Below are 20,533 nucleotides of genomic sequence, written 5' to 3'. Positions count from 1 at the left end.
ATGATTAATGTAATGATTGTTGAAGATGACCCGATGGTAGCGGAAATCAATAAGCAGTACCTTTCTAAAATTGACGGGTTCCGTTTAGCTGCAACAGTCAATTCTGTCGCTGATGCCATCCGATGCTTGGGAAGGAATGATATTCAGCTAATTCTTTTGGATATTTTTATGCCGGGAAAGCAGGGACTGGAATTGTTATCGTATCTTCGTAAAAATGATATTGAAATTGATGTGATCATCATTTCAGCGGCCTCAGATTTTGAACGAATTAAGAGGGCATTAAGGTATGGAGTTGTCGACTATTTGATTAAGCCTTTCGAGTTTGAACGGTTTTATGCTGCACTTACGTCCTACCTTGCGCAAACTCGGTTCATTGATAAACAGGATTCAGTTAATCAGCAGGAACTTGATCACTTACTTTTGCACAGAGAAGAGGCAGTAATCGCAGAGGAACTGCCCAAGGGATTAACGAAGGATACCTTAAAGCAGATATGGGATGCGGTTCAAGAGTTGAAGCAGGGGCCATTTTCCACTGATGAAGTAGCGAATGTAGTAGGCATTTCAAGGGTTTCAGCAAGAAAGTACCTTAACTTTCTAAAGGACTTAGGAATACTTGAAGTCAAGGTTATCTATGGAACCATCGGAAGGCCTGTGTATCAGCATGAATATAACCAATTTAAAGAGCACTTAATAAAAAACTATTTGTAAGCAGTTATTGAAACTGCTTACTTTTTTTATTTACAAAAAGAATGATTAAACTTTCATAATCTATGAAAACGGTTTACATGAGAATATGATAGACATGTAGCAAGACAAAGGAGGATTCAAAAGTGCAAATTCCTATTAAGAAAACGCTTGATAAAATTCCAGGTGGTCTGATGGTTGTTCCACTTTTTTTAGGGGTATTAACGAATACATTTTTTCCGCAGGTTTTACAAATTGGAAGTTTTACAACAGCTTTATTTAGTAAAGAAGCTTCATCAACCATTTTGGCATGTTTTATGTTTTTAATTGGTTCCCAAATTAATTTCAAATTAGCACCAAAGGCATTAAAAAAAGGTGCAATATTATTAACAGGAAAATTTATCGTAGGTGCTGGTATTGGTTTAGCTGTAGCAGCGATTTTTGGGCCTGCCGGAATACTAGGATTAACACCATTAGCCATCCTTGCAGCGTTATTAAATGCTAATGGCGGGTTATATGCATCTCTTGCTTCATCGTATGGTGACGAAACGGATGTAGGTGCATATGCGTTATTTTCTTTAAAAGACGGTCCATTTTTCACATTAGTGGCATTAGGTGCATCCGGCCTTGCCACCATTCCTTTTCAAACACTTCTAGGAGTATTAATTCCAATCGTAATCGGAATGATTTTAGGAAATATTGACCCTGATATGAGAAAGTTCCTTGGAAGCAGTAAATTATTATTAATCCCATTCTTCTCATTCCCATTAGGTGCCGGAATGAACCTTTCAACTATTGTGAAAGCTGGAGGTCCTGGGATATTACTAGGAATAATCGCTGCATTCACTGGAATTGGAGCTTACTTCCTATTGAAGTTATTTAAAGAAAACCCTATCGTTGGTTTAGCAACAGGGTCAACTGCAGGAAATGCGGTAGCTACACCAGCTGTTGTGGCCGCAGCAGATCCAACTTTAGCCGCAGTAGCATCTTCAGCTACTGCACAAGTTGCAGCTGCATGTGTCATATCTGCCATCGTCTGTCCGATTATTGTGAGCTATGTATTTAAAAGGTCCGAAAGGAAGAAAAAAGTGAAACAATCGATTGCACGGGCAGCCTGATAAAAAGTAATGTAAATTTTATAAACACGAAAAGTGCAAGATAGACAAAGCAGTCAGCCAATTTTACTGTCTGCTTTGTTTAATTACAAAAAAGGGACATTAAATTAAAAAAACTAGTGTGATAATGAAAATGTTATTAACATGGAAAGATAGAAATCTATGTTTCCCCTATTTGTCCGAATAGTTATTTAGAGAAGAAAGAAGGAAACACCATGAATGTACTCCAGAATGTTATTATTACAACATTAAAAGGAAAAGAAGTTCTTTCTAATCCTTTTTTGAATAAAGGAACGGCTTTTACGAAAGAGGAAAGGGAAGACCTTGGACTCGACGGTCTATTACCGCCTCAAGTGCTTACCCTTGATGAACAAGTAAATAGGATTTATGAACAATATTCGATGCGGACGACGAATTTATTTAAACACGGTCTGCTTTATGATTTATATAACCGCAATGTTGTTCTATTTTACCGATTGTTGAAAGAACACCTAGCAGAAATGCTTCCAATTATCTACACTCCTACTGTGGGTGATGCGATCCAGTCATACTCTCATAGCTACCGCCGTCCCGGAGGTTTATATCTTTCTATTGATGATCCTGAAGGCGTGGAAAAGGCATTCTATAATCTTGGACAGCCCAAAAATGGCATTGATTTAATCGTCGTTACCGACTCTGAAAGTATTCTGGGTATTGGGGACCAAGGGGTAGGCGGTATTAATATTGCGATTGGTAAACTTGCCGTATACACAGCGGCAGCTGGTATTGATCCAAGCCGTGTTCTGCCAGTCGTGTTGGATGTGGGTACGAACAATCAGGCCTTAATCGCAGACCCTATCTATATTGGCAACAAATTCGCCCGTGTCCGCGGTAAGCGTTATGATCAATTCATTGATTTATTCGTTCAGACCGCAAGAAAGTTCTTTCCAGAGGTTCTGATTCACTGGGAGGATCTTGGCAACGTGAATGCGCGTAAGATCTTGGACAAATACGGTGACAGCATCCTTACCTTCAATGATGACATCCAGGGAACAGGTGCAGTAACCCTTGCTGCTATTATGTCTGCTTTGAAAGTAACAGGAGAATCTATGAAGGACCAGCGCATAGTTGTCTTCGGGCCAGGGGCTGCCGGTATCGGCAACGCAGACCAAATGGTTGATGCCATGGTTCTCGAAGGGCTGACCAGAGAAGAAACCTATGACCGTTTCTGGGCGATCGACTATCGCGGGTTACTAACGGATGAAACGTCAGATGTCCTGAACTTCCAGAAGCCTTATGTAAGAAAGGCGAATGAAGTAAAGGATTGGGATAAAAATGAGGATGGGATTATTTCATTAATGGAAGTCGTTCAGAGGGTGAAGCCAACCATCCTGATTGGTACTTCCGGACAAGCTGGTGCCTTCACTGAGGAAATTGTGAAAGAAATGGCCAAGCACGTTGAGCGTCCAATCATCTTGCCTATGTCCAATCCAACTGCACTGACTGAAGCGGTGCCGGAAAATCTGATTAAATGGACAGATGGAAAGGCTCTCATTGCAACCGGCAGCCCGTTTGCCAATGTAGAATACAAAGGTGTTTCCTATGAAATTGGCCAGTCAAATAACGCATTTGTCTTCCCAGGTCTTGGCCTTGGAGCCATTGTGGCAAAAGCGGAAGTGTTCTCAAAAGGAATGTTCGCTGCTGCTGCTTATGCGGTTGCAAGAATGTCTGACTCCAGTAAACCTGGATCATCCCTGCTGCCATCCATTGAAAACCTTCATGAAGTCTCAAAATACGTAGCCATTGAAGTAGTTAATGCTGCAATACATGAGGGAATTGCAAGAGCGGATATTCAAGATGTTGAGAATGCTATTGAAGATGCTATGTGGAAACCTAAGTATAAGGAAATAAAGAATGTAGGTATTTGGACAAACATTCACTCCTATGCGTGATTAAATAGTTAAATTGAATGGGCGGTATGATGTAATAAGCATCATAAACTTTATGTCTTTATTTGAGAAGGTCTTCCAACAGTTTCTGAACTGGCGGGAGGCCTTCTCTTCTAAGAGAAAAACAGGGGAAATAAAGGATGAAAGTAAAGAACACTCTTAAAAAGAGCGTTCACACTTGTTCTGACCTTTTGCTATAAGAGTTTTTTAAAATGGAAATTCTTCTTGAATAAATCGTACTGCATTTAGTCCAATCATTTGAGCAGGCATGGAGGTGTTGCCATCTGGTAATATTGGTGAAATAGAAAGATCGGCTACTTTTAGTTTTTTTGTACCAAAGACATTAAGATATTCATCTACAACCCCAGTTAGAATGCTATTGCCCATCTTGCATTGACCACCAAAATGAGCGAGATTTCGATAAGAAGATTTTACATAACCTTCCAATTGTTTGCGCCGTTCTTCCTTATCATCCATTTTAAAGACCTTTTCAGGTGGATAGACAACTTTGTAGATGCCATCGGGATCTAGTTTACGAGCTTTCTTCATAATACGGTAAGTCTCCAAATACTGCTCAACCATAAAATCCAAATCATCAGGATGCCCTAGCGGATTGAGATCAATAGAAGGATATGCCTCAGGATCGCTGTGGGCAGCCAATATCGTGCCCCTGCTTTTCGGGTTAAGGTCAAAAATGCCAATGCTCATAATATTGCTCTTTTTTGTTGGATCGAACCTCCAATGATTCGCCAATACCTCTGAAGTTGGAACAAACGATGGTGTTGGCGATCCATATAATTGAAGACGCCGCCCCCCCCATTTGTTTTCTCCTTTAAAAGCACCAAGTGGGAATGGATTATCCGGGTCGGCAGACATAAGCTCTAAAAGCCGCTCGGTTTCTACTTCTACTCCCATTCCAACAGTAAAATGACTTTGAAAGTTGTGTCCCACATTTGGACTGTCGATTAATGTGGTAATACCGGCTCTGGCTAAATCTTCGGGATTCCCAATTCCAGAACGCTGTAAAATGACAGAGGAAAAATTACCCGCACTGACAATAATACCCTTTGTGGCACGCGCAATACTTGTCTTACCGTTTTTTACAAATTGGACGCCCACAGCCACTTGAAATCTGCCAGCTTCTTTAAATAGAATTTTATTGACTGTTGTTTTAGTCAGGATAATCAGTTCTCTGCCACGTACTCCATACTCATCCGGGTCAAATTCATTGCCTTGTGTAACAATTTTTTCGTTTAGGTACCCGGTTGCGGTAGATGAACGAATGTAATGTCCATTTACCTCTTCATTTAAAAATTGTGATTTGTAAAATGTACAATCTCTTATTCCAGTATTATAGTCTTCAACAATTGGAATCTTTAATACTTCTGATGTTGCATTGGCTAATGTAACAGTTAGCCCATCTTCAGGAATGTTTTGCTGTCTTACAAATATGGGGCCCTTTGATCCTCGTTCCTCCGATTCTTCTGTTTCTCCTGTATAGGTTTCATTCTTCTTGAATAAAGAACGAACTTTGTTGTAACTCCACTGAGATCCAATGAGTTCTGCCCACTCATTATAAAATCTTCTGCTTCCACGTACAGCGTACATTGCATTATGCTCGGAACTTCCCCCGATAGCTCTGCCGCTTGATACACGAAGCTGCTGATTCCCAATATTAGGCTCAGCGGTTGTCATGATATTAAATGAGTGCCTATTATCTGTGGCTAAAATGCCTGATGTTGCACCAGAAGGGCTGCTCAGCTCTTTAATCATATTGGTTCCAGGTTCAAGGAGGAGTACAGAAGTAATTTTGTCATCCGTTAGTTTTTTTGCAATTACCCCTCCGGCAGTACCAGCGCCAATCACAATATAATCGAAAGTGTTATTGCTTGACACACTAATACTCCTTTCAATATTGGCCTTTTTATATTCTGAATATTGAAAATTACAAACACAACAATATATATATGATTTTTGAAAAATATGGTGTAAATAACCTATCTCTTTTAACATTGGCTGAATCAAATTGTGAATCATTATAATGAAAGCAAAGAAGACTACTTCCAATAAAGGAGGTAGTCTTCTTTTTATCACTTTGATTTTGCTTCTTCGCTCACCGCAGCACCAGGAATGAGGTGGATCGTTTTACTTGGGCCAGAACCGCTCCAACGATAGCCAGTAACAGGTTCAAGACCGTTAGGAATCACATCTGAGAGTCTTTCTCTTTTTGAATATTTGATTCCACGTCCAACTGCTTCTACTTTAAATGTATAGACTTTCCCTTTTTTAAGGCCTGTTACGGTGTAATTTGTTTCTGCTGTTGTCTTTTCTCCATTAATTGGTGTAAAGGTAACCCCTTCAGGCTTAATTGGTTGTCCATTTACATATACACGATAGCCGATTACTTCTTGATTGACTGCTGATGCCGGGTTCCAAGAGAGGGAAACACTTTTCCCATCATTTCTAATGGCAGCCCTTAAACCGCTGTTAAAGGATGGAGCCCCAATTGCATATGGGATAGCGGTTTTAAGTTGAAGTGAACTGTTATATGGTGTCTTGTTCCCTGCTAAATCGACAGCCTCCACCGTAACATCATACATTGTGCCTGGCAGAAGATTTAATAGTGTGTATTTATTTGAAGCAGCAAATCCATGGAGTTTACCATTCGCGTACACATTATAGCCAGCAATTCCGGTTTCATCACTTGCCGGACCCCACTCGACAGATGCCCACGTAAATCCAGGGTAGACTACTTCTGCTTCTTTGCCGCTAAAGGTATCAATCGCAGGAATCGTTGTAGTCGGTTCCGTGAGATCAGTATTGGCAGGCAGGACTGGTGCCGTTTCGTCAGCTGACCCGTCAGTCGTTACATTCGCTTTTGGGCCATCAGAAGTACGATTTCCCGTGGCATCCGCCGCTTCTATCTTAAACGTATACTCTTTAGCCGGAGTCAGTCCGGTTACTGTGAAGCCTGTTTGATTAGTAGTTGTATATTTGGAGCTAACTTTTTCGCCATTCTTATAGATGGTATAACCAGTGACACCTGTATCGTCAGAAGCTGCATCCCAAGTTAATGTAACGCTCTTACCATCTTCCGAAGATTCTGCTCGAACTAACGCGTTATCGGACCATTGGGGTTTTACAGCCGCATTGCTAGGTGCTGCCGTTGTATTTTCGAAAACAAGACCGGTAGAGTTGCTAATTCTCCACGGATTACCGTTATTGTCTTTAACATTTGTAAAGGCTACATTGATAAATTTTAAATCCTTGGCGTAATTCAAGTTGGTTGAGAAGACATTATCAAACTTCACATCTTTAAAAATAATATTTTCATGATAGACCTCACCAACATCACTATTCCCCTGAACGAGGATCGATTGTTTCTTGCTGCCTCCCTGATTACGAACAGTCGTATTCTCAACTTTTATATCCTTGAACTGAGAAATCTGCTGAGCTGGTTCATATTGAATAGCTGCATTTGCATCCTCATAGGAAGAAGTGAACACAAAAGGACCATCCCCATCAATGCCTTCTAATGCATTATCTCTGAACAAAATCTCTCTTGCTCCGCCGCCCATTGGTGTGTTCGTTTTGGCACGAAGACCAACGTCAGTTTTATACATGATGTTATCTTCGATTAAAAAGTCTTGGATCCAGCTGCCAGTATGGCTTCCTGTTACCACTCCGCCATGGCCTTCACGAATATAGTTATTGAAGATCCAGGCCTCTCCGGTCGGCTCTTCTTTGCCTGCCGCTTGTCCCATGCCTGCCGCAAAGTTAATCGCGTCATCTCCGGTATCTACAAAGTTATTGAATACCATGATGTTCTGGGAATCACCGAACTCAAATCCGTCGGCATTATTGGCATCGTATGTTTTGGCGGTCGTGCCGTTTACGACAATATTTTTACTATGAAGATTAACAATCCCATGGAAGGAAGGATTCAGCTGGGTAATCCCTTCATAATACATCCCGTCCACACCGCGAACGGTTATCAGGTTAGAACGTGTAGAATAGGCAGACTTAGCATTCATTCCGTCCACTTGAGCTGCATAAGTTTGAGCTGCTGCCAGTATCCCGTATGTATTGGAAGAGGCAAGGTCCAGCGGACTCATTTTACCATTCTCAACTTTTACATCTCCGGTTACTTTTGAGTTACTCCCCGCCATTAAACGAGGAAGTTCATTCTCTGCTTCATCAATGGTTGGAGAATTAGGATCTTGTTTCCAGCCATTTCCGTCGATGGTCCCCTTTCCAACAATACGGATATTCTTAAGGCTGCCATAATCATAGGTGTGAGCATTTATAAGGGCGTAAGAACGTTCATCTGTGGAGTAATCATAGACCCAGAAATTTCGATTGTAATCTTCGGGGTCTGAAGAGCCAAGTAAATAACCATCTACTTGTAAGGTCATATCGGATTTAAGCCATATTGCTCCAGAGATAAATTTGCCCTCTGGTATGACTACTTTTGCTCCAGGTGTCGCCGCATCAATAGCCGCCTGAATAGCTTCTGTATCTTTTGAATCATCGTTCGGTGTGGCACCAAAATCCACAATATTGAAAACTTCAGGGACAGGAGTGGTTTTTCCTGTAACCTTATTGGAAGGGGCTGACTCCACACCAGCTGCATTTACAGAAGTGACATAGAATTCATATGATTTATTTGGTTTCAAATGTTCAACGGTGAAATTATGAATGAGAATTTTAACGTGGAAATCGTCTTTGTCTATATTTTTATAAAAATTATCAATATAGGTTTTTGCTGTGCCGCTATTATCTTGTAAGGCGCTGCCAATTTTCTTTCCATTCATATAGACATTAAAATCCACAATATCTCTGTAATTTTTAGGTTTTTCCCACACTAGGGTGATGCTGTCCTCGTCAAAAGCCAGGGTTGGTATCTGTAAGTTTTCAGGAGATGCTGGTGCTCCTGTTTCTGCATGCGGTGCTGAACTAATGCTGCCGAATACGAGTAATAAGATTAAAAAAATTGACGATCCTACTCTAAATCTCTTCACTTTTCTACCACCTTTCAATTGTCTTTTGTGAAGCAACTAGCTTTCCTAAACCTCCTTTCTTAAAGATATACCCCCCATTATAATTGAAACCGTTTTCATTAATAATGAAAGATTTTTAGATTATTGTTAGAGATTTTAATATATTTTTCAAAAGATCATCAGCGTTGAAGTCAAATATAGTGCAGGTTTTGAATATTCTGTGTCTATTTATACAGGATTTTTCGGCTGGAACTAGAATAAATATTAATGATGCCAAAAATTGGTCTTTAACTTAGAGGAGGAATCAACAATGGCCCACGAACAACTGAATCCCACCATCGAAAAAATCCTTTTAAATATTGAAAAAGTCATGATTGGAAAAAGAAATGTAGCAGAACTAAGCCTCGTTGCCTTGCTTTCAGGGGGCCATGTTTTATTAGAAGACGTACCTGGTGTCGGGAAAACGATGATGGTTCGCGCCCTGGCAAAATCAGTGAATGCCAACTTCCGCCGAATCCAATTCACCCCGGACCTGCTCCCATCAGACGTTACTGGTGTTTCCATTTACAATCCGAAAGAAATGGAATTCCAATTCCGTCCAGGTCCGCTTATGGGCAACATCATTCTCGCTGACGAAATCAACCGGACCTCGCCAAAAACCCAATCTGCGCTGCTCGAAGGGATGGAGGAGGCGAGCGTCACAATCGATGGCGTGACCCATAAGCTGAAAAAGCCGTTTTTTGTTATGGCCACGCAAAACCCAATCGAGTACGAGGGTACATATCCGCTTCCGGAAGCACAGCTAGACCGATTTTTATTAAAAATGAAAATGGGCTATCCGGATTTGGCAGAGGAAATAGAGGTATTGAACCGGGCACAAAAGGTTCCGCCAATCGAAGACCTGGAGCCAGTAATTGACCTAGAAGGCTTGCTTGACCTCCAAAAAGAAATCAAAGACGTATTTGTGGATGATACCATTAAGCGTTATATTGTTGACATCGTTAATCGTACAAGAGGCCATGGCAGTGTCTACTTAGGGGCAAGTCCGCGCGGATCCATCTCCTTAATGAAAGCAGCCCAGGCTTATGCTTATATGTTTGGCCGCGATTATGTCCTGCCGGATGATATTCAATATTTAGCGCCATTCGTTTTATCTCACCGGATTATTTTAAAGTCAGAGGCAAAGTTCGAAGGAATCTCTGCAGAGGAAATTGTGAGCAGGGTGGTTGCTAGGGTTCCTGTACCGGTTCGAAGGCTTGTGAAATAAATGAAAAAACTATTTCGCCTAATAAAAAAAGCCTGGAAATTTGTTTTGCTATTTTTACTGATCCTGTTAACCTTCTCCTATGCGATGTTCCAAGGAGGATTTGTCAGCTGGTTTTTATTCTATAGCTTTCTTCCATTTGCTATTTATTGTGTGGCCCTGTCCTTTTACTCGATGAATGAGCTGGAAGTGACCAGAATAATACCTAAAACGGATTACAATGCGGGTGAACAGTTAAAAGTGACTGTCCAAATTAAAAGATCGAAAGGTTTTCCGTTATTTTATTTGCTGATGGAAGACCATATGAATGAGGGTTTAAAATTTGCTCAGCATCTAAAACCCCCGAAAGCACTGCTGCTGCCAGGGATGAAGAAGGAATTTTCCTATGAGTATATCATTCATGAACTGCCAAGGGGAGAGCATTTTTTCGAAACCTTTACTTTGAAAATCGGTGATCCGCTCGGTTTATTCCAAAAAGAAAAAACCTTTGAAAAGGAAAGCAAAATTATTGTCTATCCTGCCTATACCGAGCTATTATACCGCCCGTTTGAAAATCAATACGATCAAGGACTGACTGCATCCCGTGAGCGGGTGCAGCGGGACACCTCAATGGCGGTTGGCGTAAGAGATTATCAGCCAGGCGACCGTTTCTCCTGGATTAACTGGAAAGCATCCGCGAAGCGGGGCGAGATCATGACGAAGGAATTTGAGCAGCGGCAGTCGCATGATGTCTTTGTGGTTATGGATTGCGTGCCCGATAAGCACTTTGAGCCAGTGGTTTCCTTTTCTGCTTCCCTTATTCGCGCCATCTTGAAAAAAGGAGCGCAGACCGGGCTGTTAACCATCAGCAGAGAAAGAGCCTCTTTTCCAATCCGTGGCGGTGAGCAGCATCTTCAAGAGCTTTTTTATCATCTTGCCAAAATAGAGGCTAAAAGTTATTCTGCGTTTGATAAAGTGTTGGAAACGGACGGTCTTTTTATCCAACAAGCCGTATCCTTTATGCTTGTCACGGCGCAATTGACGAAACCGCTAATTGAAAAGGCGAGTTTTCTCGGCCAAAGAAAAGGGTCGATTACTCTTTTTCTCATAAAGGGTCAGAAAGAAGCGCCTTCGGCAAACGAACGATCTCTGATTTCCCTCGCGAATGCCCGCGGGGTCCGGGTAATCATGATTCATGAAGGCGAATTTACCTCGGCCTTTTCGGAGGTGAGCATGTGGTCATGAGAAGGGACTTACCTTCATTTCTTTTATATGTATTTGGTTTCCTGCTTCTATGGGAATGGCTGCGGCCTGTTGAACAATTAACCGATACCGATAATATCGAAACATTTATTATCTTTTTGGTCATCTCCTTTGCCCTTTCTTTTTTTCAAATGAAATGGTTTTGGCAATCCATCATTAAACTGATCTTTATCCTGTATTCTATTAATCATTTCTACTATGATGCGGGGTTTTTCCTGTTTAGCTGGTGGAAGGCATTTCTTGGTGATGCGGCCGATAACCTAGGGCTGATCGTGGCAAGAAACTGGAATGATTTATCGAGTGAATTTCGGACACTTTTGTTTTTTATTTTGCTGTGGCTGATGGTGTATTTAATTCATTATTGGCTTTTAAACCGGAAACAAATTTTTATCTTTTTCTTCTTAACCTTAGTTTATATTACGGTGTTGGATACGTTTTCACCTTACAACGCAAAAATAGCGATTGTTCGGACGGTTGTTGTTGGGTTTGCTGTGATGGGCATGCTGACGTTTTTCCGGATCCTGCAAAGGGAAAAGGTCAGCAGTGAGGGATCTTTTCTGCGAAAATGGATGGTCCCACTTGCAGTTATGATAGCCTTTAGCGTACTGATTGGCCTCGCTGCGCCAAAGGCGGCACCGATTTGGCCTGACCCTGTTCCATATTTAACGGCAGCTCAAGATAAGGGCGGAAAGGATGCAGCTGGCCCGCATCGAATTGGATATGGCGAGGATGATACCGCTTTAGGCGGTCCGTTTATCGGGGATGCCAATCCTGTATTCAAGTACGACGGGAATGGAAAGAATTATTGGAAGATGGAAACAAAGGATACGTATACAGGGAAAGGCTGGATTACATCGGGGACAACGCCGATTCCTTTTCGACAGGAGGACCTGGTTCCTGTCTATTCCTTCCCGCAAAATGTTGAAACCATTAAGGAAACGGTTCGTGTCAACGCACATGTGAACTACAAGTACAACTATATTATGTATCCAGCTGGAATAAAAAAAATAATCAATATTCTGCCTGATGACCCAAAGGGAAATCGTTTTATGATCGATACCACCAATGAAAGAATCAGCTTTTTTAAAAATGATAACCGCCCGCAAGTTCCACAAATATTAAATTTAGAATTTGATGTGCCTAAATATAAGGCTGCGGATTTGAGGGTGACAACCGGCTATAATCCAGATGAAATAAGTCAGGAATTTTATCAGCAATATACGCAGGTGCCACAGGATCTGCCGGAAAGAGTGAAAGAGCTGGCGGAAAAAATCACCACTGGAAAAACGAATTGGTTTGACAAAGCAAAAGCAGTTGAAAGTTATTTTGGGAATACCGAATTTACGTACGATCAAAAAAATGTCGCCGTTCCAGGCCCTTCCGATGATTACGTCGACCAATTTTTATTTGATACAAAACGGGGCTATTGCGACAATTTCTCGTCTTCCATGGCTATTATGCTAAGAACGATCGGGATTCCAACCCGCTGGATTAAAGGCTTCACCGGTGGGGATTTTATCAAATATAGTTCGGAAAACTCGGGGAATCAAATATACGAAGTAACCAACAACAATGCCCATTCCTGGGTTGAGGTGTTTTTTCCAAATCAAGGCTGGGTCGCTTTTGAGCCGACAAAAGGGTTTTCAAATGAACTCAATATTGATTATGGAACAGGACAATCTTCTTCAGGCAACCAATCCTCAACCCCAGCGCCAGTGAAAAAACCTCAACAGGAGAAAATTGAGGATAATCCGGTGAAGAAGGAAAACTCCTTTGATTTCCAAAAGGCTTGGAATCAGGTGAAATTGTTTTGGAAAGAGAACTGGAAGTTGCTGATTTTGGCCCTGATCATACTCTTGGTTGTAGCGGGAATTCTATATCGGATTCGCGGTAAATGGTTTCCATATCTCGTTTTGCTGCGCTATCGCTTCAAGAAAAAAGATGACAATATCGCGGAAGCCTATTTGTTATTATTGAGTCAGCTGGAGCGCTATGGATTAAAACGGAAGGACAATCAAACATTAAGGAACTATGCACGCTATGTCGATTCGTTTTTTTCGACAAGGGAAATGACACGGCTGACAGCCAGTTACGAGCAATATTTGTATCATCAAAATCTTCCACAGGGCAGCTGGAAGGAATCGCGTAAATTGTGGGAAAATTTAATTAAAAAGACAATCGCTTGACCAGAAAAACATCCTATTGATACAATATGTTTTAATTTAATAGGGTACGCATTTTTACCTTCATATATCCTCGATGATAGGGTTCGAGAGTCTCTACCGGGTCGCCGTAAATGGCCTGACTATGAAGGCAGAATTTTTCTGTTAATGATTTTTTAAGAGAAAACTAGAATTCTGCCTTCCTGAGATTCGTCGGGGGGAGATTTCTAGTTTTTTTTATTTACATGTAGCAAATACTAAAATAAATTTGAACAAGTTGAGGTGGCCGTTTTGACTGGAAAACAAGATATGATTGTTGTTTTAGATTTTGGAAGCCAATATAATCAGTTGATTACACGCCGGATTCGCGAGTTTGGCGTCTACAGCGAGCTTCATCCGCATACGATTACAGCAGAGGAAATCCGCAAAATGAACCCTAAAGGGATTATTTTTTCAGGTGGTCCAAATAGTGTCTATGATGAAAATTCATTCCGCTGTGATGAGGAAATTTTTGAAATGGGTCTGCCGATTCTGGGAATTTGCTACGGCATGCAGTTAATGACCGTTCATTTCGATGGAAAAGTGGAAAAAGCAAAGCAGCGGGAATACGGAAAAGCCACAATGACAATTCAAAATCAGTCAGCTATTTTTGCTGAACTACCAAATGAGCAGATTGTCTGGATGAGTCATGGCGATCTTGTGGTAGAAGCACCGGAAGGCTTTACTATTGATGGTACAAATCCTCACTGTCCGATTGCAGCAATGAGTGATGAAGCAAGAAAGCTTTATGCAGTACAATTTCATCCAGAAGTCCGCCATTCCGTTTACGGAAATGACCTACTTAAGAATTTTGTGTTTAATGTTTGTGATTGCGCTGGCGATTGGTCAATGAATAACTTCATTGAAATGGAAATGGCGAAAATTCGTGAAACAGTTGGCGATAAAAAAGTGCTTTGCGCTCTAAGCGGCGGAGTGGACTCATCCGTTGTTGCGGTGTTAATTCATAAAGCAATTGGCGATCAGTTGACTTGTATTTTTGTCGACCACGGACTGCTTCGGAAAAATGAGGCAGAAAGTGTTATGAAGACTTTTTCAGAAGGCTTCCATATGAATGTCATTAAGGTGGATGCTAAAGACCGTTTCTTATCGAAGCTTGAGGGTGTTTCCGATCCGGAGAAGAAGCGTAAGATTATCGGCAATGAATTTATTTATGTGTTTGATGATGAAGCGACGAAGCTTGAGGGAATCGAGTTCCTCGCACAGGGAACGCTTTATACCGATATCATCGAAAGCGGAACAGCAACGGCGCAAACGATTAAATCGCATCATAATGTAGGCGGTCTGCCGGAAGATATGCAGTTTAAATTAATTGAACCATTAAACACGTTATTTAAAGATGAGGTTCGTGCGCTTGGTACAGAGCTTGGCATTCCGGACGATATTGTCTGGAGACAGCCGTTCCCTGGTCCTGGACTTGGCATTCGTGTGTTAGGGGCCATTTCAGAAGATAAGCTTGAAATCGTCCGTGAATCTGACTGGATTCTTCGTGAAGAAATTAAAAAAGCGGGACTCGATCGTGACATTTGGCAATACTTCACTGTGCTTCCGGACATCCGCAGTGTTGGTGTAATGGGAGACACACGCACATATGATTATACAATCGGTATTCGGGCAGTCACTTCGATCGATGGGATGACTTCTGACTGGGCGCGGATCCCGTGGGATGTGCTCGAGAAAATCTCAACCCGCATAGTAAACGAAGTTGCACATATAAACCGGGTGGTCTACGATATTACCAGCAAGCCGCCTGCAACCATTGAGTGGGAATAGGAAATACCAAAATACGAACATTGTTATTTTTTACTATAACAATGTTCGTATTTTTTGTTTACAAAATGAATTCCCCCTGATAAAATAAAAAACGTAAACAAGAACTTATCATATTGCATCGTATAATCTTGGGGATATGGCCCAAAAGTTTCTACCGAGCCACCGTAAATGGCTTGACTACGAGGCAGTGTTTTGAATAAAGAGGCATTTTTTCCTCTCTATTTTTACACAGCCTACAGTCACGCTCCGGTAGAATATACCGGAGCGTTTTTTCGTAAAATATAAAGAGGAATTTTTTCCATGGGGGGAAATTAAATGCACAAGTATTTTGAGTTTGAAAAACTAGGTACGAATTACCGCCGCGAATTTATCGGCGGATTGACCACCTTTTTAGCAATGGCTTATATTTTAGTCGTTAACCCGCTAACCTTATCACTTGCTTCGGTAAAGGATTTTCCAGCGGACTTGAGAATGGATTACGGTGCAGTGTTTGTCGCAACAGCTTTAGCATCTGCCTTGGGATCCATAATTATGGGTCTGTTAGGGAAGTACCCGCTGGCGTTGGCACCTGGTATGGGATTGAATGCATTCTTTGCTTATACAGTTGTTTTAGGAAGCGGAATTCCTTGGCAGCATGCACTTGGTGCCGTATTGATTTCCGCAGTGTTTTTCTTCATCTTAACGTTGACAGGACTTCGTGAAAAAATCATTAATGCGATTCCTGTTGATTTAAAGCACGCAGTGGGTGCCGGAATTGGTTTGTTCATAACTTTTATTGGTTTGCAAAATGCTAAAATCGTTGTTAATAACGATGCGACATTAGTTGGACTTGGTGACTTGACATCTCCAGAAGCATTACTTGCTATTTTTGGTATTGTGGTAACAGTGATCATGATGACTAGGGGAATTAATGGTGCAGTATTTTATGGTATGATTCTTACCGTCATTGTCGGTATGATTTTTGGTGAAATCAAGATGCCTGATAAAGTGGTTGATTCTGTTCCAAGCTTAACGCCGACGTTCGGCGCGGCCTTCTCCTCTTTTGGAGACAGTTCTTTCTATACGACTGCTATGCTTGGGATTATCCTCACATTCTTGTTTGTTGATTTCTTTGATAACGCAGGAACACTTGTGGCTGTGGCCAATCAAGCAGGGCTTATGAAGGATAATAAACTTCCAAATGCAGGAAGAGCTTTATTGGCTGATTCGATTGCTTCTGGTGTTGGGGCGATCCTTGGTACTTCTACAACAACTTCATATGTTGAATCATCAGCAGGGGTAGCGGCCGGTGCGAGAACTGGATTTGCTTCGCTAGTAACAGCCGGACTATTTATATTATCATTATTCTTCTTCCCATTATTATCAGTCGTGACAGCACCTGTAACAGCACCTGCACTCATCATCGTTGGTGTGTTGATGGTTTCATCTTTGGGGAAAATTGATTGGACTAAATTTGAAATTGCTGTACCAGCGTTTTTAACCATGATTACAATGCCGTTATCATATAGTATTGCCACAGGGATTGCAGTCGGATTTATTTTTTACCCGATCACGATGATCGTGAAAGGGCGGACAAAAGAAATTCACCCGATTATGTACTTCTTCTTTGTGATATTTGTTCTTTATTTTATCTTCTTAAAATAATGATTAAAGGGAACTGCGGCGGACTGCTGCGGTTCTTTTTTTTATCAGGAGCGTTGTTAATAGAATTGTCGATTTTCGTCGTTGACTTCTTGATTTTCCTCTTATAACATGAAAATACTAAGGTTATACTTATGGAAATGGGGATAAAGGGGTATGGCAAAGCTGTTAATCGATAAAGTATTAAATAACAATGTTTTAATTGCTGAACACCCTTCCTATGAAGAAGTTGTTTTAATTGGCAAGGGCATTGGGTTTAACCGGAAACGTGGGGACTATATTGATACAGATACAGTAGAAAAGCTTTTCGTTTTGAAAAATGAAAAAGAACAAGAGAACTATATCAAGCTGCTTCCGTTTATCGATAATGATTTTTTGGAAGTGATTATTTCTGCGATTGATTTGATTAAGCAAAGGACAAATGCTCAGCTGAATGAACATATCCATGTCGCGCTCACGGATCACTTAATGTTTGCGATCACGCGGGCATCGCAGGGGATGGAAATGAATAACCCTTTTCTAGTAGAAACGAAAGCTCTCTATCGGCATGAGTATGAAGTAGCGGCAGAGGTAGTAGAGCTGATTAATAATAAAACGGGAATTTCCCTCCCGAATGGTGAAATAGGTTTTATTGCGCTCCATATTCATAGTGCGATTTCCAATAAGAATTTATCTGAAGTCAATCAGCATTCCCAGCTTGTCAGCCGCTTGGTTGAAATGGTGGAAGAGCAGTTTGACATCGAAATTGATAAGGAAAGTATTGATTACATGAGGCTTGTCCGGCACCTTCGCTTTGCTATAGATCGTGTAGTTAAAGGGGAGAAGGTAGAGGAGCCAGAAAAAATCGCTTCCCTCTTGAAAGTGGAATATCCGGTGTGCTATAATCTTTCATGGAAGCTCATTAAAGTGATGCAACAAACATTAAAATTGAAGGTTTTCGATGCAGAGGCGGTATACCTAACGATGCATCTGCAAAGGCTTCAAAACAAATTTAAATAGCTATTATTTTTTACGTGTTACTGATTCGATCAGGCATGAGTGAAAAGTATTAATTGATTTGAGGATTTAGGGGTAATCTATACCCATATCTTCAGTCACTTAAACTTTTACTCATGCCTTTTTTGTTGTTTTTTTAATGAATATGAAAACGCTTAATGAGCTAAAAAAGATTTACGGGAGGAATATTTATGTTTAAAAATGCATTTGGCGTCTTGCAAAAAGTTGGTAAAGCACTTATGCTGCCAGTTGCCCTTTTGCCAGCGGCAGGTATTCTACTTGCATTAGGTGCGGCACTGGTTAACCCGGCTTTATTAGACATAGCTCCATTCTTGGATAATAGTTCTGTCGCTATGGTCGCATCAGTTATGAAAAATGCCGGTGATATCGTTTTCGGTAATCTGCCGCTCTTATTTGCAGTCGGTGTTGCTATAGGATTAGCTGGTGGGGAAGGTACAGCGGGACTTGCGGCGATCATTGGTTACTTAATCATGAATGTAACCATGGGAACTGTTTTAGGGATCGATGCGAAGGATATTAATGGTACAAGCTATGTGAGTGTCCTCGGTATTCCAACACTTCAAACAGGAGTGTTTGGCGGTATTATCGTTGGTATTATTGCAGCAACTATGTACAATAAGTTCTTTGAGATTGAATTGCCATCCTATTTAGGATTTTTTGCAGGAAAACGTTTTGTTCCGATTATTACGGCAGGAACAGCGATTATATTAGGGTTAGTCATGATGGTTATTTGGCCGCCGATTCAATCTGGACTGAACTCTTTCTCGACAAACATGGTAAATGCGAACTTGACTCTCTCTGCATTTGTTTTTGGTGTGATTGAACGTTCGTTAATTCCATTTGGTTTACACCATATTTTCTATTCTCCATTCTGGTTTGAATTTGGTAGTTATACAACAAAAGCGGGTCAAGTGGTTCATGGTGACCAACGTATCTTCATGGCACAGATTTCTGACCACGTGAAAAATCTGACTGCTGGTACATTCATGACAGGTAAATTCCCATTCATGATGTTTGGCTTACCAGCTGCAGCATTAGCGATTTATCAAGAAGCACGTCCGGAGAAGAAAAAGTTTGTCGGCGGTTTGATGGCATCAGCTGCTTTAACATCATTCCTAACCGGTATTACTGAACCAATTGAATTTTCATTCCTTTTCGTTGCACCAGTTCTATTTGGTATCCATGCGGTTTTTGCAGGACTATCATTCATGGTAATGCATCTATTAGATGTTAAAATCGGGATGACGTTCTCCGGTGGATTAATTGACTATGTCTTGTTTGGATTACTCAACCCGCAAACACATGCGTGGCTTGTTATTCCAGTAGGTCTTGTATTTGCTGTTATCTATTACTTCGGCTTCCGTTTCGCGATTCGTAAGTTTAACTTAAAAACGCCTGGCCGTGAATTAGATGATGAACAAAATCAAGCCCCAACAGGCAAAGCAGGATCAAGCGATTTAGCCGCTAATATTTTAGATGCAATGGGCGGCCAAGGAAATATTGCTCATTTAGATGCATGTATTACCCGTCTTCGTGTTTCCGTTAATGATATTAAGAATGTAAACAAGGATGAGTTGAAGAGACTTGGTGCTGCAGGAGTGCTTGAGGTTGGTAATAATATTCAAGCAATCTTTGGGCCGCGTTCTGAAACCATCAAAGGTCAAATGAAGGATATAATGGAAGGAAAGCGTCCTCGTACGACGGCGGTTAACGCACCAGAAAAAGGTGTAGAGCAGCAGATTGAAGAAATTAACCCTGAAGCACTGCAAACTGAGCGTAAAAATGATGAAGTTTTTGTTGCTCCAATTAAAGGCGAAATTAAGGCTATTACAGAAGTGCCGGACCAAGTTTTTGCCGGAAAAATGATGGGTGACGGTTTTGCGATTGTACCTGCTGAAGGAATGGTTGTTTCACCTGTTGATGGAAAAATTGTAAACCTATTCCCGACGAAACACGCGATTGGTATCCTGTCTGACGGCGGACGTGAAATCTTAATCCACGTTGGTATTGATACAGTTAACTTAAAAGGACAGGGTTTTGAAACGTTAGTATCTGAAAATGAACGCGTGACCAAGGGTCAGCCTTTATTAAAAGTTGATTTAGATTATATTAAAGAGCATGCCACTTCAACAATTACACCAATTGTCTTTACGAATTTAACCGAAGGTGAAAAGGTGGTTATTGAAAAAGAAGGTCTTGTAGATCTTCAGCAAGAAGGCGTTATTAAAATAACGAAGTAAGATGTAGCCGGCCCCTTGTGGGTCGGTTATTTTTTTTGTGATTTTTTTGTTGACGTACTATTGTCATGATGTTATTATATTAAAACGGTCGTCAGTGACGGGTTAACAACATGAAGATGTTAAAAAACATTCTTAAAAAGTTGTTGACTTCGAAGTTGCGACGTGATATAGTAATAGAGTTGCTTCTAAAGGAAGTAACAAGATTGCTCTTTGAAAACTAAACAAACAAAAATGTCAACAAACAATAATTAATCGTGTTTCTTCTATAATAATAGAGATCACGAGCCAACGTTTTATTTTATGAGCTAATCAACTTTCTTGGAGAGTTTGATCCTGGCTCAGGACGAACGCTGGCGGCGTGCCTAATACATGCAAGTCGAGCGAATCACTGGGAGCTTGCTCCCGGTGGT

General features: G+C 41.0%; 12 protein-coding genes, 1 rRNA gene and 2 riboswitches. Of the genes, 11 read left to right on the top strand and 2 right to left on the bottom strand.

Annotation, left to right across the window (positions count from 1 at the left end; translation table 11 throughout):
- From LC455_RS29785 to LC455_RS29775, 3 genes are all read left to right on the top strand, one after another.
- Positions 1-708: a response regulator gene (locus tag LC455_RS29785; RefSeq protein WP_223596502.1), complete on the top strand. Its 708-nt coding sequence runs from the start codon at positions 1-3 to the stop codon at positions 706-708.
- Positions 709-830: 122 nt separating this feature from the next.
- On the top strand, positions 831-1,802 hold the full coding sequence (locus LC455_RS29780) for a 2-keto-3-deoxygluconate permease (RefSeq protein WP_317851498.1): 972 nt from the start codon (positions 831-833) through the stop codon (positions 1,800-1,802).
- A gap of 212 nt (positions 1,803-2,014) precedes the next feature.
- Positions 2,015-3,730 carry an NAD-dependent malic enzyme gene (locus LC455_RS29775; protein WP_223596500.1) on the top strand — a complete coding sequence of 572 codons (1,716 nt, stop codon included), beginning with the start codon at positions 2,015-2,017 and terminating at the stop codon, positions 3,728-3,730.
- A 204-nt stretch (positions 3,731-3,934) separates the two neighbouring features.
- On the opposite strand, the gene LC455_RS29770 is transcribed toward LC455_RS29775, so the two are convergent.
- Together LC455_RS29770 and LC455_RS29765 are read right to left on the bottom strand one after the other, a co-directional pair.
- Positions 3,935-5,623, bottom strand: a complete 1,689-nt coding sequence (locus LC455_RS29770; RefSeq protein WP_223596499.1) for a GMC family oxidoreductase — start codon at positions 5,621-5,623, stop codon at positions 3,935-3,937.
- A gap of 194 nt (positions 5,624-5,817) precedes the next feature.
- Positions 5,818-8,748: a fibronectin type III domain-containing protein gene (locus tag LC455_RS29765; RefSeq protein WP_223596497.1), complete on the bottom strand. Its 2,931-nt coding sequence runs from the start codon at positions 8,746-8,748 to the stop codon at positions 5,818-5,820.
- A 289-nt stretch (positions 8,749-9,037) separates the two neighbouring features.
- Between LC455_RS29765 and LC455_RS29760 the strand changes: the two genes are divergently transcribed.
- The 8 genes from LC455_RS29760 to LC455_RS29725 form a co-directional block, all read left to right on the top strand.
- On the top strand, positions 9,038-9,994 hold the full coding sequence (locus LC455_RS29760; RefSeq protein ID WP_223596495.1) for an AAA family ATPase: 957 nt from the start codon (positions 9,038-9,040) through the stop codon (positions 9,992-9,994).
- On the top strand, positions 9,995-11,215 hold the full coding sequence (locus tag LC455_RS29755) for a DUF58 domain-containing protein (protein WP_223596493.1): 1,221 nt from the start codon (positions 9,995-9,997) through the stop codon (positions 11,213-11,215).
- Complete coding sequence (locus tag LC455_RS29750) at positions 11,212-13,419, top strand: transglutaminase TgpA family protein (protein WP_223596530.1); 2,208 nt, start codon at positions 11,212-11,214, stop codon at positions 13,417-13,419. Before LC455_RS29755 ends, LC455_RS29750 begins: the two co-directional genes overlap by 4 nt.
- Positions 13,420-13,459: 40 nt before the next feature.
- A riboswitch (purine riboswitch) is annotated at positions 13,460-13,561 on the top strand.
- 143 nt (positions 13,562-13,704) lie between these two features.
- On the top strand, positions 13,705-15,225 hold the full coding sequence (guaA, locus tag LC455_RS29745) for a glutamine-hydrolyzing GMP synthase (protein WP_223596528.1): 1,521 nt from the start codon (positions 13,705-13,707) through the stop codon (positions 15,223-15,225).
- 98 nt (positions 15,226-15,323) lie between these two features.
- A riboswitch (purine riboswitch) is annotated at positions 15,324-15,425 on the top strand.
- A gap of 115 nt (positions 15,426-15,540) precedes the next feature.
- Positions 15,541-16,869, top strand: coding sequence for an NCS2 family permease (locus LC455_RS29740; protein WP_223596491.1), 1,329 nt, complete (start codon positions 15,541-15,543; stop codon positions 16,867-16,869).
- A 153-nt stretch (positions 16,870-17,022) separates the two neighbouring features.
- A complete protein-coding gene (gene glcT / locus LC455_RS29735) occupies positions 17,023-17,865 on the top strand; it encodes a glucose PTS transporter transcription antiterminator GlcT (RefSeq protein WP_223596489.1) in 843 nt (280 codons plus the stop codon).
- 188 nt (positions 17,866-18,053) lie between these two features.
- On the top strand, positions 18,054-20,123 hold the full coding sequence (gene ptsG, locus LC455_RS29730) for a glucose-specific PTS transporter subunit IIBC (RefSeq protein ID WP_223596487.1): 2,070 nt from the start codon (positions 18,054-18,056) through the stop codon (positions 20,121-20,123).
- A 315-nt stretch (positions 20,124-20,438) separates the two neighbouring features.
- Positions 20,439-20,533 (top strand): 16S ribosomal RNA (locus tag LC455_RS29725); the annotation flags it as partial.

The sequence above is a fragment of the Neobacillus bataviensis genome (genome assembly GCF_019969725.1).
This window is presented reverse-complemented; position numbering and strand designations above follow the sequence as displayed.

Coding starts and splice junctions, on each gene's coding strand:
- LC455_RS29750 (WP_223596530.1), top strand. CDS start 11,212: ATGAGAAGGGACTTACCTTCATTTCTTTTATATGTATTTGGTTTCCTG.
- guaA (WP_223596528.1), top strand. CDS start 13,705: ATGATTGTTGTTTTAGATTTTGGAAGCCAATATAATCAGTTGATTACA.
- LC455_RS29775 (WP_223596500.1), top strand. CDS start 2,015: ATGAATGTACTCCAGAATGTTATTATTACAACATTAAAAGGAAAAGAA.
- ptsG (WP_223596487.1), top strand. CDS start 18,054: ATGTTTAAAAATGCATTTGGCGTCTTGCAAAAAGTTGGTAAAGCACTT.
- LC455_RS29755 (WP_223596493.1), top strand. CDS start 9,995: ATGAAAAAACTATTTCGCCTAATAAAAAAAGCCTGGAAATTTGTTTTG.
- LC455_RS29760 (WP_223596495.1), top strand. CDS start 9,038: ATGGCCCACGAACAACTGAATCCCACCATCGAAAAAATCCTTTTAAAT.
- LC455_RS29740 (WP_223596491.1), top strand. CDS start 15,541: ATGCACAAGTATTTTGAGTTTGAAAAACTAGGTACGAATTACCGCCGC.
- LC455_RS29785 (WP_223596502.1), top strand. CDS start 1: ATGATTAATGTAATGATTGTTGAAGATGACCCGATGGTAGCGGAAATC.
- glcT (WP_223596489.1), top strand. CDS start 17,023: ATGGCAAAGCTGTTAATCGATAAAGTATTAAATAACAATGTTTTAATT.